Below are 13,727 nucleotides of genomic sequence, written 5' to 3'. Positions count from 1 at the left end.
TAAGCGGTTGTGCGTGGCTGTATTTTTGTTTAGTTGTTAACTGTTCCTGGGGTTATTATGCTGCACTTTCTTGGTCCTAATACGGTTGTGAGTGTACTTGTAGTAGTACTTGCCGTAGCCTGCGCCATTCTCTATGCCAAGGTCTTAGCCTTACGTGTTAAGTCACGCCATAACCCTGAGCTTGTTGAGATCACCACCAAATCTGAGCAGCTTGCTAAAGAAAAAGAGTTCTTACAAGCTGAGCTAGATAAGCTTAAAACAAACTTTGAAGAGCTCTCTAAAAGCGCACAAGAAAAGGAAGTTAACCTAAGTTCCACTACCGCTGATCTCAAGGCCAAGATGGAAGCTCTTAGCGCTAAGATCGAAGAGCGCGAGAACTATATTCAAAAGCTTAGCTCTGACCATGAAAACGAAGTTGCAGCTTTAAAGAAGAAAGCTGAGGATGAGCTCAATCAGGTCAAAACTGAGTCACGTGAGCTCCTTGAGAAAACCAAGAGTGAAAATGCAGCACTCTTAGAAAAAACTAAGAGTGAAAGTACTGCTCTTTTAGAGAAGACTAAGAGCGAAAGCAGCGCTTTGCTTGAGAAGACCAAAGAAGAGGATAAGGCCTTACTGCAGGCAACTAAAGAAGAGGCTCAATCTCAGCTTGAACAGCTTAAGCAAGAGGCTAATGAGACTAATCGTAAGCTTAGTGAAGAACATGAAAAGACCATTAAGAAGCTCAGTGAAGATCACGACAAGACTTTAAAGAAGCTTGAGGAGCAAGCAAAGGCTAGCTTAGAAGATTGCAAAGAGGTGCATAAAAAGACCTTAGCAGATCTCAAGAACGCTCATGAAGAGCTCTTAAACAACACCATTAGCAGCTCTAAGCAAACTATCGATAAACTTGAAAAAGACAATCGCGATCTCAAGCAAAAGCTTGAAGATATGTCCAACACTCTTTCAGAAAAGATCTCAAAAGTGGCCTCTCTTACTAGCGAGGTGACTACGCTTAAGACTATTCAAGAGAACGAAGAAAAGCGTATTGCTGAAAACAATAAAAACTTAGAAAACCGCCTTAATAACTTAGGTGAAAAGCTCTTAAAAGAAAGATCAGAGTCCTTGCAGTCTGCTAACAAAGAGCATATGCAGATCATTGTTAATCCTCTGCAAAAAGAGCTGGCTACATTTAGAGAGCTTATCAACGCTACACAAAAGACCAGTTCTGAGCAGGCTGGCCAGCTTAAAAATGAGCTTAAGAATCTGCAGCAAGCCCAGGTTACTTTAGAACAGCAGGCTCACAACCTGACTAATGCCTTAATGCAAGGCGCTAAGACTCAGGGCATGTGGGGTGAGCTGCGTTTAGAGAAAGTTTTAGAGGCCGCAGGCTTAGTTAAAAACGAAACCTACGTACGTGAGCTTGCCTCAACAAATGAGGAGGGTGAACGAGGACGTGTCGATGTGCTTGTGCAACTGCCACAAAACCAAGGCATTATTATTGACTCTAAGTGCTCTTTAAGCGCCTATACACAGTACATTGCAGCTGAAAACGAAGGTGATGAGGATGCGGCTAATGATGCTCTTAAGCGTCATATTACATCTGTGTATAACCATATTGCTGAGCTTAAAAATAAGGATTATCCATCCTATGGCGAGTTTGGCAGTCCAAACTTTGTCTTTATGTTTGTGCCTATCGATCAGGCCTTAACCATTGCCTTGAAGAATGATCCAACTATGTATGACAAAGCTCAAAGCGATAACGTCTACCTAGTATCACCTTCAACATTATTCCCTGCGCTGCGTATTGTGGCTAATTTATGGAATTTAGCTCATCAAGGCGACAAGTTTAAGCAATTATCTAAGAGCGCTGATGCTATCTACCGCAAATGCGACAAGGTCTGTAGAGACTTTGAAAAGATTAAGCAGATCCGTGACAATTTCAATAAGCAAATTGATGCGGTCAATACCTCCTTATGTGAAGGTCGCGGTAACTTACGTAGATTACTTGAGGTCTTCTCTTACGATGCACCTAATCTTACTGAGCAGGCATTTAAGAACTATGAGCATGAGCTTGGCATTGGCATGCAAGATGACAGTGTCAAAGCCATTGAATGCTCTATCAAGCCGCTTAAAACCATTACCTTAGCAGATGACTCTACAATCTCTGATGATCCTAACAGTAAGATCAGTGATCCTCAGAGCGCAGTAGCTAATGAAACTGATGTACCTTTATTTGATGAGCCACAATTAGCTGCTGCAAAGGACGCTAATGCATCCATGATCTCTGTTGAGGTTGAGGGCAAAGAGTTAGATATTGGCTCTGTTGAGGCTAATTCATCTGAAGATCTTAATGAGGATGATGCTGACGATAAGCAGCACCCGCTCCATGGTACAGACTAAATAAGGTCGGCATGGCTAACAAGCATCTCGTAACTAAAGATCACAGTCGCTGCGATCTTTAGTTTGAGTTGAAAAAGAGACTGTTCACATGGCAAATGGCTTAAGCTCATTCCTCAACCTTCCAAGTTGGGATGGTCATAATCTTGAGGTCGAAAAGATCTCTAGGCTTTATGACACAACCACAACTACCTACAAGTTTTGGTGGGGCTTATCTTTATTGGATGTTGTAGAACAAGGCCGTGCTTCTGTCTCGCTTAATGAACTGATTGTCATGATGCTGTCTAAGGCCTATCCGCCTTACAAGACCTTTCACTTTTCCTTTGGCTTGCAGGATGTTCTGCCAGCCCGCATCGACACATTAGAACGTATCTTTGAAAGTCATCTGCCTAAGCTATGCAAGAGCCTTGAGATCTCAACTCATCTAAATGGTATGCCGTGCTCTCTAGAGGACTTGTTTAAGCTAGATAGTCTGTGCGATTGGCTGCTACCAATTACCTGTATCTCTGGCAAAAAGAATCTTAATAAGCTCAATAACTACTATCATCAGCTTTTAAGCCACACAGCATCTACAAAAGGATCACGCCTACGTATTTATCTACCAGCCAATCCTGCCGATACCAATGCAAGCACGCTCAAGCTTGAGCAGCCACTAACGACAGTCATGAGCGATGAGGCTCATGATCTCATGGAGATCTTCTTATCTGAGCTTAATGACTTTTGTGGCGATCTTCTTAAACTGAGCATTTATGTCCCTGATCGCTTTCTCTCTCCATGGAATGGCAATGCTAAGGCATCAGATCTGAGCAACAATGCCCCATACTGCATTATGGCAGCTGGCAGTGAGCTACTCGATGCTATTGAAAGTTCGCGCGATAGCTTAGCTACTAAGACCGCGACATCATCGATCGTAACTGACGTATCGAGCATAAATGCCTTAACTAGCCATGCTGATGAGTTACTGTCATGCCTCAAAGGCATGCTCCCCCAAAATGCATTTAGGAAGCTTAATCTAGTAGTCTTTAATCCATTGTATGGCGGCTACTTTAGAGCCAATATCATGGTGCTAAGAGCCTTTAGCTACCATCGTTTAGCCGAGTATATGGAAAAGCACAATCGTCTGATGCCGGCCATTGTCTCTAAGCTGTACGCCCCTGAAGAAGAGCGTAATAGCCTGAAAGTGCAACATAAGTACTTTGCAACCTACTTACAAGAACAAGGGCCTTTACGTTCTATCTACGATGATGTGCACTTTAAGGAGCATGATCGCTTTGCACTAGACCACTTCTTGCCATGGTCTTTTGTTCACCATGACATGATTTGGAACCTCACACCGCTTGATGACTCAGCTAATAGCTCTAAGAGCAATAATCTTCCACCGCTTGAGTGCATTGAGCGATTAGCAAAGCAACATCAAGAGCTCCTTAGATTCCACTTTAACCGCGCCAATAGCGAAAATGATTCACCAGAGGCAGATGATAAGTCTGATGGTGGAGCCATGCTTATAGCTTCAGACAATCACCTCGGCCCAGACTTTAAACTTATCGTGGATCACTACCTTGAGATCAGTCACGGAAAATCTATCCATGATCTTACTAAGCTTAGTGACTCAGACTTCTGCGATCTTATCGGCAACGAAATTCGTCCATCCTATCAAGTTGCCATCAATCAGGGATTTAGCCGCTGGAACACAACCATCATCTAGATCTTACGGCCACAAAAAAAGCCGCCTAATGGCGGCCTTGTGAGGAAAGGTATGTTCCTTTATGTTGCTAGGCTTTTCCCCTTTGTGCTCAGGAGATTTAGGAACAAGGAGGCAAGGCCTCCTTCAAGGCGCTGAACAAGATATGTACCTAATCAACTAGCGCAGCGTATATATCCTTACACCTTCTCAACTACAGGTGCAGCCTCAATGCAAACATCCATACGCTTACGTACTGGGCTAGGAACTACACCCTTGAGAGCAAATACCTCTAAGAGAGCTGCAGCATCGTGGTTTTGACGGAAAGCAAGCTCCATTGGGAATAAGAGTACTAACTCAAAGAAGCGTACTAAAGAGTTATCTGAAAGAGCTACCTCTTGTACGTTCTTATCATAAGCGCCTAATGCTGTGAGCATACCGCCAGTGAAGTCAGTGGAGGAATGTAAAGTACGGTTTTGGTTGAAGGTGTAACCAAAGCCTACGAACTCATCAGTAGTTAAGATGTAGTTAATGAGCTCACATAAGGTGTTGATTGGCCATAAGTTGTAGCTCTCAGAGTTTGAAAACTCCCACTCTTTTGGCAGACAGATAGCAAGCTCAATACGGCTGTTAGTAAGCTCATCAACACCAGCTGGTACATTTAACTTTCTGCCTGATACACCCTTGGTGATAATGAGGTTAAATGGGTGCTCTTCAGTTGGAGCAATGTTTAACAGCTCATAGCGATCAGTCTTGAATAAGATCTTGTAGGTACCGAAGTTCTTTTTGATGTGCTCATCAATAATAGCCTCGTCCTGCTTGCTAAGAGAGATCTCATGATTGTCTGGATCTAAGGTCTTGCACAGGGTAAGCATACGCTGAATAGTAGGCAGCAGCTTGTCCTCGCTGCCAAACTTAATAAAGCGCAGAGCACGCTCAAAACGCATTTGAGCATCGGCACTTAAACCAAGCTTAAACAGAGCATAGCCCTTGTAGAACAGATAGGTTGAGTGCTCCTTGCCATCACCAGCGAAGCGATCTAACAGAGCGTTGGCGTTCATGTAGAGATCTTCAGCAGAGCCTGCTAAACCTACAGCCTCAGCTGATGAGCTTTCGATAGCATTGCCAGCATTGATATAGGCACGTGCAAGTTCTAAGGCAAGCTCGTAATCGATATCATCAAGTAAAGGCTCAAGCAGATCCATAATGCCTGCATAAGCATCTGCCTCATACAGCTCCTTTACCTTTTGTAACATCTGAGCTTTTGCTGCCTGCTCCATGTCTCAATCTCCTATAAACCAAAATCCTAACGTCCCAAAATATCGGGCCATAAGCTAAGCAAACTTAAGAAAGTTTGCTGCAACTTAAGTCATAAGGCACTGCAGTTATTCTGCAGTGATCTTAAGTGCGTGCCTATTGTAGCCTATTGCAGCTGCGTATTTGCCTCAAATGACTAAAGCTTTGCAAATACTTGAGATATTTGCAATTTAACCAAGGCAACCCAAAAGCACTCCAACCATCAGGCACCACTTGCCTAAAGACTAAAAAACAACGCCCAGCAAGGAGAAATCCTTCTGGGCGTTTTGTTAAATTTAATCCGTTACGATGGCATTAACTACGCCAGCGCAAAATCTTTGGCATAAAACGAGGTACGTTTTGACAGTACTCTTCAAACTCCTCAGGGAAGTCTTTGCGCAGACGTGGCTCATCTAAGAAGATGGCAAAGCAATATGCAAATACCACGATAAAGAGCGGCAGCACTAAGGTGGCTAAAGAATTTAAGGCACAAGATAAGCCCATGAAGTATAAGAATACGCCTAAGTGCATTGGGTTACGGCAAATACCATAAGGACCAGTGGTAACTAAGTGCTTAGTCTCGGTCATCATCTTGATGTTGCCAAAGTTACCTGCAGCACCCTTACCTTTAACTACGAGAGCATAGTTTGACCAAATCGCAAAGAAAAGACCGACAGCTGAGGTAAGGCCGCCTAAGATGTAAGTAGAGGCATCCTCAGGTAAGAAAGTCATTGGCCACTGCACAGAAATAAAATACATCACTGCAGGAGCCACTACGATAAATCCAAAGAATCCTAAGAAATAAAAGATCTTATCTTTAACGCTTAATACCATTGCTTAAACCACTATTAGGAACATAGAGAACAACAACTAAGCTCATACAAACACTGCTGCGGCTAGTTCCACAAGCAATAGCTAGTGGCTTGGCACTAAGGGAGAGTTATACCCTCAATAAGCATGAACTCATAAATTTGTACACAGATATACATGTACAAACGCTTAGAGCCTCAAGATCAAACAAAGCGATCTCAAGCCCTTACACAAGGCTGGCATCACCAAGGTTAGGCACAACCTTGGGCACAAGTGTAACAGCTAGCAAAAGAGTTGGCTGCATAAATGATAAAGCCCCGCATGTGCGAGGCTCCATAGATCACAAAACTGAGTTTTTTAGTAAGCATCTGAGGGCTAATTGCCTCAATACGGCGCACCAATTTGTGCCTTTGACGCTCATTTAGCTCCTAGACAGTGTCACTGTTGCTACTGCCTAAGAGGCTAGATTTATAACTTAGCCTAATGGCTCTGTTAATCGCTCTTAGCGCTTAGGCTAATAGAGCTGTTAATTGCCTTTAGCGCTTTGACTAATAGAGCTGTTAATTGCTCTTAGCGCTTTGACTCTTGTTCAGCCTGTTCAAGCAAGTTAGCTAGAACATGGATTGGGTGGTTAGCACGCTTGTGCTCCATACGATGAACTTGTGAGCGACAAGAGAAGCCAGTGATTAAGCACTGAGCAAAGTCACGTTCACGAATCTTTGCCTGCCAGTTTTGCTCGTAAACGGTACGAGTCTCATCTAAATTGTCTTTCATATGACCAAAGAGACCAGCCATACCGCAGCAAGCTACAGACACTGGCATAAGGCGCAGCTTGAAGTGAGCTAAGATCTGTTGCCACATCTGTACTGACAGAGGTACTAAAGCTTGCTCAGTACAGTGACAGAACAGATAGAAGTCCTCAGTGTAATCGCAAGATGCAATCACATCCTCATTAACAGCACCTGAAGACACCTCTTGCTCTGGAGTCTTTCTGCGCACAATGGCCTCAAGTGCGTTTTTGATCTTGGCCTCTTTAGCTAAGAATTTCTCGCTAGCTAAAGCCTGCTTTAACCACTCCTCTGGCAGCATCACGTTGAAGTCAGGGCAGTTTGGTATGAGGGACTTGTACTCATCGCGATAACAAATGGTCAGCGCTGGATCAAAGCCCACTAAAGTTAAGCCCTTGGCATTGAGGCGTGCTAAACGCTCAGCCTGCGGACGAGCCTTGCGAATAAAGGCTGCACGCGCACCACGGATCACTAAGAGCTTACCATTGGTATATGGCTTTAAGATCGCCACTTTAAAACCCATGGAGCGAACTAACTTAGCTAAATCAATCAGGCCATCAGCCTCATAACTTGCAGTAAAGGCATTAGAGACAACGATGACATCATAATGAGCGGCACGCTCCTCTGCCTCTTTGGCTGTTAACACCTGAATTTTGGCATCTTGAGCCTGCTGATGTAAGGTACGCTCATTGAACTTAGGCAGATCAACAAACTTAAAGATGTTCTCAACTAACAGCTTGCTTAAGGAGTTTTGCAGTAATGCATTAGACAAACGAGGTACGCGAGCCATTAATGGATTGGTACGCTCAGCATTCATGCATAAGAAGTCCATAGAAGGACGTAAATAGCGGCTGTAGTAGAAGTTTAAGAAACGTGAGTTAAGCTCAGCTGAGTTTACGTGAGCTGGGCATTGGGTCTTACAGGACTTGCATGATAAGCAAGTAGCCACATGACCTAAGTACTCGTGATTAAAGTCCTCACGCTCAAAGAGAGTGTTGTAAGTACGCTCAAAAAGGTTGCCTACATAAGAGACAGCTGCCACACAAGACTCTTTAAAAGTACGCTCACGAGAGGCCTCGATTGTGAGTTTTTCCTCAGCTGCATTAATATCCACACCACGCTCAGTCATTAAACGCAGCCACTCACGCATTAAGCCTGAATAGCCCTTTGGAGACTTGACGTGATCTTTGCTATAACGATAGCTTGGACACATTAAAGAGGCTGTTGAGTAGCTAAAGCATTGGCCATTACCATTACAGTTCATAGCACCATCAAAACTATCGCGTACTCGAATATCAATAGTTCTGTCGAGATCGCCACGCATAGGATCATCAACTGCAACTAACTTGTCAGTCTCGTTACCAAAAGGCACGCAGATCTTACCTGGGTTGAGACGATTGTCCTTATCAAAGGCAGCCTTAACTTTACGGGCTAATGGATAGAGCTCACCAAAGAACACTTCACCATAGCATGAGCGGTAACCACGACCATGCTCACCCCACATCTGACCGCCATATTTCTTAACTAACTCGACGACACCATCTGAGATCTTAACTAGCTTCTCGCGATCCTCATCGGTGGTGAGATCTAAGGCAGGACGTACATGCATAAGTCCAGTATCAACGTGACCAAACATGCCGTAAGTTACGTTCATGCCATCAAGCAGAGCTCTAAACTCCAAGATATAATCAGCTAAGTTCTCTGGAGGAACGACGGTATCCTCGGTAAAGGCTACTAACTTCTTAGCACCTGCAGCTGAACCTAATAGACCTACAGCTTTCTTACGCATACCGTAAACAGCTGCAATGCCCTCCTTAGTTTCAACAATGCAAGCACCTAAAATACCCATCTGACGCTTTTGAGACTGCTTAATAGTCTGATCGTAAAGCTTGAGCATGAAGGCCTTAACCTTCTCAGTGTCCATGCCATTAAATTCGACAATGTTGACACCAGAGATCTCAGCTCCCTCTACATCAGTAATGTAATCTTTAACTGAGAGCCATACAGGATCCTTTTTAGCAAGGTTAAGTACCTTAGAATCTACAGTCTCAACTGAGAATACGCCAGCCTTGATTAAGGCATTAGCATGGCGCAGCGCAGAGTCGAAATTCTCATACTTAACCACACATAAAGCACGATAAGTAGGCTTAACTGTTAAGTCTAATTTAGCTCCGACTACAGTACATAAAGTACCTTCAGCACCGCAGACTAAACGGCACAGATTTAAAGTATCGCTCTTAGGATCATAGGCATGATCGAGATCATAGCCAGTTAAGAAGCGGTTTAGCTTAGGAAAATGCTGCTTAATAGCTGCAGCATTGTCTTTAACCAAGGAATAGACAGTACGATAGATCTCACCTTCAAGATTCTTAAGGGCAAGCTTTGCTTTAAGCTCATCGCCACTTACTGGCTTAAACAGCGCAGTAGAGCCATCTTCAAGAACAACATCCACCTCTAAAATATGCTCAGAGGTACGACCGTAAACTAATGAGCCTTGGCCTGCCGCATCGTTTGAGAGCATGCCGCCAATGGTGGCACGTGAAGAGGTAGACAGCTCAGGTGAGAAGAATAAGTTCTCTTTAGCAGTTAACTCATTGAGCTCATCTTTAATCACGCCTGGCTGAACGTAGATAGAACGCTCTTGTGGGTTAAAATCCCATACCTTCTTCATATGACGTGACATATCAATCACGATACCATCAGAAAGTGATTGACCATTAGTTCCAGTACCACCACCACGTGGAGCAAACTTCACGCTCTTAAACTCAGAGCGTGAGGCTAATTTGAAGATCTCAACTACATCTTCTTTGCTCTTTGGGAATAACACTGCCTGAGGCATACGCTGATAGACAGAGTTATCGGTAGCAACTAATAATCTTGCTGCATAACGGTCTTCAATCTCGCCTGAAAAGTTGCTTGAAGTCAGTGCCTCGAGAAACTTCACGTATGCTGTCTCAATCTTTCTAAGATTGTAAATACGAGGAACCATAACCGTCACTTGCATAACTCCCGTGTGATAGTAAATGCACAGATCCTAAATTCTGTTGCATGGCAAAAAGTGAAACTAAAACTGTCTAGACTGTCTAACGACAAAAAATGAGCCTCAATGATAAGCCAAAGCGCATCTCTAGGCAAAACTAATCAAGTTTTCAAAAGCTAGGCAACAGCCGCCCAACAATTTTTTTAAAACCACCACAAACCGCCCTATTGCCATGTTCCAAACCGATACATATCGGCCTCATAACCTTACAAAAAACCGCATCTAAAGTGAAATTTTCTATCCATTTAACCATCTCAGAGCACTATGCGGCCAAATGGGGCATCAAAAAGTTAAGCCAATGAATGGATACAAAACAGCTTTGTAGAGTTTAGGGAACATCCGATCAACAAATATACTTTCTAAAAGCAGAAAACCCCCGTTTGACAACTCAAACGAGGGCTTAGTACGTGCTTTGTACTCAACCTAGCTAAGCTCACCAAAATAGCAGTCATCAATCAGACTGCTAAATTTGGAATAATAACCACGGAATTACTTAGCTTGGTTAAGACATTATGCTTGGAATCTAGCGTGGCTGAACTGCACCATTTGGAGCAAAGCCCTGCACGGCATTAGCTGGAGCAGGAGCTGCAGTACCATTGAGTGGAGTAATGCGCTTTACGTCGATAGAGGTGGATAAGAAGTCCTTATCAACTTCACCAACTAACTCGATTGGCATGTCCTTGGAAACGTAAGACCAGTCGTAATCGTCATCTAACTCAACTTCGATAGTACCAGTGCTGTCAGCAAAGAGGTAACGCTCGTGACCTAAGTAGTTAACTAAAGCACCACGTAAAGTTACAAGCTGATCGTCATAAGCGTTGCGATCTACGTCTGCAACAGTGTTTACTGCAGGAGTGTTGAAGCCAGATGGACCACCCATAGCAAAAGCAGCTGGAGTGGATAAAACGGATAATGCTGCAACTGCGGCTAAAACTTTTAAAGTCTTCATAAGAATCACCCATGTTGGTCTAGTTTGTTAGACCATAAGATTTTGTACTTGTCTTTGCATGCCTACGGATTACGACTTATCAGAGTCAAGAGACAGTAATGCAATATCATTAACAAGAGACTCACGGCTCTTACAAGTCTAGGCTTAAGATTGCAAAGGCAAAAGCTATTTAAGCTTTAAATAAAGAAACCTGGCATCCTTGTGCTTAAAGTTAAATTTTAAGCGTGGTGACGCTAACCACTTAAGCTAAGATGGAAGTCATCTTAGATAAAAGCATAGTGCAGCATTTGCGCCCTACGTTTGTTTGCAAATCTAGCCTTAAGCTTTCAACATGACCATGCCTAAGGCTAGTTTTTCAGTGCTGAAACCTAAGTTATTACTTAGCTAAAACGGCGTCGTCTACGTCAATCTTAACGTTGCCGTGCTCGCGATCTAACTCACCGAATACAGTGATAAGAGCGCCCTTCTGGAGGTGACCCCAGTTGCGATCGTCGTCGAGCTGGATGAGGATACGACCAGTGTCATCGGTAAGCTCGTAGTTCTCACCACCTAAGAAGTTGGTTAAGCGGCCAGTTACAGATACACGCTGCTCATCAGTACCTGACTGAACTAACTGAGCGATGGTGTTGGTTGGAGCAGATGGAGCGCCAAAACCTGCTGGAGCGGCTGGGTTGCCTGCGTTCTCAAAACCTGCTGGTGCCTGAGCTGCAAAAGCAGCTGAAGAGGCTAACACGAGAGCAGAAGCGGCGGCGATAACTGATAACTTAGTCATGATTTCAATCCTCACTTGAAAATACTTAGGAGTAGTAACTTTAGCCACGAACTGAGTGCAAAATGTATTTGCAAGTGACAACAACAACTGTCTTTAATAAGCTCAACTTTATTCCTTTGTGAGCTTCAGCTCGGTGCGTTACCTTGTATGAGTTCATTAAAAACTATTGTTCTTAGCTGAAACTTAGTAGCACCTATATTTATGCAAACATCTGTCAGATCTTAGAGAATAAGATCGCCACAAACATTGATTTCATCGGGCTTCAAGGAGGTTAAAAATTTTTTTAATTTTTTTGTTCCAATCTGTTACAAAGCCTTATTTTATCTAAGTTTCCGCTAAATCTTAGCTAAGTCAAAACTAAGAAAACACCCTCAATTATCGCTAAAACCTGATCCCATCTGCATTGGCGTAAAATTGCGCAATTACGCCATCAAAAACGTCGCCAAATGCATCACACTTTTAAGCTTAGTAAGACAAAAACTCCACCATTTTGCACAGATTAAACTTAGCAAACAAAAGTGTAATCACCCCATGCAAGATCTTAAGATCAGAACAATAACCGCATCTGATAACAGTTATGAAAAGAAAACTGTGAGCAAGAACATAGGCTCTATCTAATGATAATTACAAATCTGGCGCATATTGCTATATTGAGTAATACACGGCGTAGTGTGCGCATTTAAGCTGCGTCCTTTACTCACTTAGAGTTAAAGGCCAACACGATTAACTTTGCTTATGAAAAACATTTTTGCTTATGCTCAAGTTCCTAAGCATATGCACAAATATTCTAAGCATATACAAAAGTTTTCTGAGCATATGCCCATGCACCATGCCTAGCACCATCATATGCCTGTCTGTAAAATTCATTATCCTAGATACATTGATTGTGCTAATATCGCTATGGTGATACACCGCAAGATCTCAAGCATCTTGTTTTTATCATCAGTGCACACAGCATCATCGATAAGTTATTGAGGATGCTTTTTGTCAACAAAGGTAGCAGTGCTCAACTTTTAAAGAGAGACGTGATTTATGAAGAGAGACGACAATCCAACTAAGACATTCCACTCTCAAAAGCCATTACTCTTTATCACTGGAGCTTTAACCATTGCGGTTATCGTAATGGCAGTGCAACTTGTGTTCTTAACTTTACAAGTTGCAGATCAAAAAGAGTCACTGAACAACTCTTCAAGTGCAACTGATGTACGTAGCCTGCAGACCAAGGTAACCAATCTTAACAACACCTTGATTGAGTACTATCGCGAGCTTGAAGGCGTGCGTAACAACTTAAACCGTGTATCTGCTGAATTCCATGGCGTACAGGGCGTAGTTGGCAAGACCGATCAGGACTACAGATTCCTGCAGCAAGAGCTGAGCAACTTTGATAATCGTATTGCTGTGCTCGAGCGTAATAACGAAAACACTCGTTACATCCTGCAAAGTATCGAACGCACCTTACAAAGTGGTCGCTAAGCAAACATAGCCACAAGCTCATCGCTTCTAGCGCTAATTGCAATTGCACCTATTTTCATCGAACAAGCCTGCCTCGTGCAGGCTTGTTTGCTTTTAGCGTCATGCAGGATTGTTTCTTTTAGCCCAACCCAAAATCATCACTTTCCACAGCATCAACCACATAAACAGCTAAAATTGTACTGCTGTTAACTGCTCCAAAAGTACTAAGCCAAAAGTATCGTACAAACAAGCCTTAATACCCGCCAGATAATAAGCGCATCCTCTAGCGCTCAACAACACTGATCACTGCCAAAGGCTGCATGCAAGCCGTAGTACATCATAAACAGTTAGCCAAAGCTAACCAGTGGTGTACAAAAAGCAAACTAAGGCGATAGCGCGATGCTAAAAAGGATTCTTATGTCAGGAAATGGAGCTTTGAATGGGCCTATGAGGCCTAAAGGGGAGTGTTGTAGTGAGCTTTTTACAGGGCCCAGAAACAACAAAACACCCTGATGGGTGTTGGAGAAGTGGTAGCTATGACTGGAATTGAACCAGTGACCTCA

Annotated in this window: 8 protein-coding genes; 3 read left to right on the top strand and 5 right to left on the bottom strand. The window is 43.2% G+C overall.

Features of this window, described 5'->3' with window-relative positions:
* The first annotated feature begins 57 nt into the window (after positions 1-57).
* Both H524_RS0107085 and H524_RS16540 read left to right on the top strand, forming a co-directional pair.
* On the top strand, positions 58-2,379 hold the full coding sequence (locus H524_RS0107085; RefSeq protein ID WP_027939717.1) for a DNA recombination protein RmuC: 2,322 nt from the start codon (positions 58-60) through the stop codon (positions 2,377-2,379).
* 88 nt (positions 2,380-2,467) lie between these two features.
* Positions 2,468-4,081, top strand: coding sequence for an HNH endonuclease domain-containing protein (locus H524_RS16540; RefSeq protein ID WP_027939716.1), 1,614 nt, complete (start codon positions 2,468-2,470; stop codon positions 4,079-4,081).
* A 176-nt stretch (positions 4,082-4,257) separates the two neighbouring features.
* Here H524_RS16540 and H524_RS0107075 read toward each other — a convergent pair whose 3' ends face one another.
* From H524_RS0107075 to H524_RS14770, 5 genes are all read right to left on the bottom strand, one after another.
* Complete coding sequence (locus tag H524_RS0107075) at positions 4,258-5,337, bottom strand: suppressor of fused domain protein (protein ID WP_027939715.1); 1,080 nt, start codon at positions 5,335-5,337, stop codon at positions 4,258-4,260.
* A 331-nt stretch (positions 5,338-5,668) separates the two neighbouring features.
* On the bottom strand, positions 5,669-6,187 hold the full coding sequence (locus H524_RS0107070; RefSeq protein ID WP_027939714.1) for a methyltransferase family protein: 519 nt from the start codon (positions 6,185-6,187) through the stop codon (positions 5,669-5,671).
* A gap of 546 nt (positions 6,188-6,733) precedes the next feature.
* On the bottom strand, positions 6,734-9,940 hold the full coding sequence (locus H524_RS0107065) for an FAD-binding and (Fe-S)-binding domain-containing protein (RefSeq protein ID WP_027939713.1): 3,207 nt from the start codon (positions 9,938-9,940) through the stop codon (positions 6,734-6,736).
* Between the two features lie 574 nt (positions 9,941-10,514).
* Positions 10,515-10,940: a NirD/YgiW/YdeI family stress tolerance protein gene (locus H524_RS14775; protein WP_052338970.1), complete on the bottom strand. Its 426-nt coding sequence runs from the start codon at positions 10,938-10,940 to the stop codon at positions 10,515-10,517.
* A 376-nt stretch (positions 10,941-11,316) separates the two neighbouring features.
* Entirely contained in the window at positions 11,317-11,712 is a 396-nt protein-coding gene (locus H524_RS14770; protein ID WP_052338969.1) for a NirD/YgiW/YdeI family stress tolerance protein, read from the bottom strand.
* A gap of 1,032 nt (positions 11,713-12,744) precedes the next feature.
* Here H524_RS14770 and H524_RS0107050 point away from each other — a divergent pair.
* A complete protein-coding gene (locus H524_RS0107050) occupies positions 12,745-13,185 on the top strand; it encodes a hypothetical protein (RefSeq protein WP_027939712.1) in 441 nt (146 codons plus the stop codon).
* Positions 13,186-13,727 lie beyond the last annotated feature (542 nt).

It is taken from the genome of Anaerobiospirillum succiniciproducens DSM 6400 (genome assembly GCF_000482845.1).
GTDB lineage: Bacteria > Pseudomonadota > Gammaproteobacteria > Enterobacterales > Succinivibrionaceae > Anaerobiospirillum > Anaerobiospirillum succiniciproducens.
Note: the sequence above shows the minus strand (reverse complement) of the source record. Positions and strands in the feature narration are given on the sequence as shown.

What these genes read in the sequence shown, in the direction of transcription:
- H524_RS0107085 (WP_027939717.1), top strand. Translation starts at nt 58, where the DNA reads ATGCTGCACTTTCTTGGTCCTAATACGGTTGTGAGTGTACTTGTAGTA.
- H524_RS16540 (WP_027939716.1), top strand. Translation starts at nt 2,468, where the DNA reads ATGGCAAATGGCTTAAGCTCATTCCTCAACCTTCCAAGTTGGGATGGT.
- H524_RS0107075 (WP_027939715.1), bottom strand. Translation starts at nt 5,337, where the DNA reads ATGGAGCAGGCAGCAAAAGCTCAGATGTTACAAAAGGTAAAGGAGCTG.
- H524_RS0107070 (WP_027939714.1), bottom strand. Translation starts at nt 6,187, where the DNA reads ATGGTATTAAGCGTTAAAGATAAGATCTTTTATTTCTTAGGATTCTTT.
- H524_RS0107065 (WP_027939713.1), bottom strand. Translation starts at nt 9,940, where the DNA reads ATGGTTCCTCGTATTTACAATCTTAGAAAGATTGAGACAGCATACGTG.
- H524_RS14775 (WP_052338970.1), bottom strand. Translation starts at nt 10,940, where the DNA reads ATGAAGACTTTAAAAGTTTTAGCCGCAGTTGCAGCATTATCCGTTTTA.
- H524_RS14770 (WP_052338969.1), bottom strand. Translation starts at nt 11,712, where the DNA reads ATGACTAAGTTATCAGTTATCGCCGCCGCTTCTGCTCTCGTGTTAGCC.
- H524_RS0107050 (WP_027939712.1), top strand. Translation starts at nt 12,745, where the DNA reads ATGAAGAGAGACGACAATCCAACTAAGACATTCCACTCTCAAAAGCCA.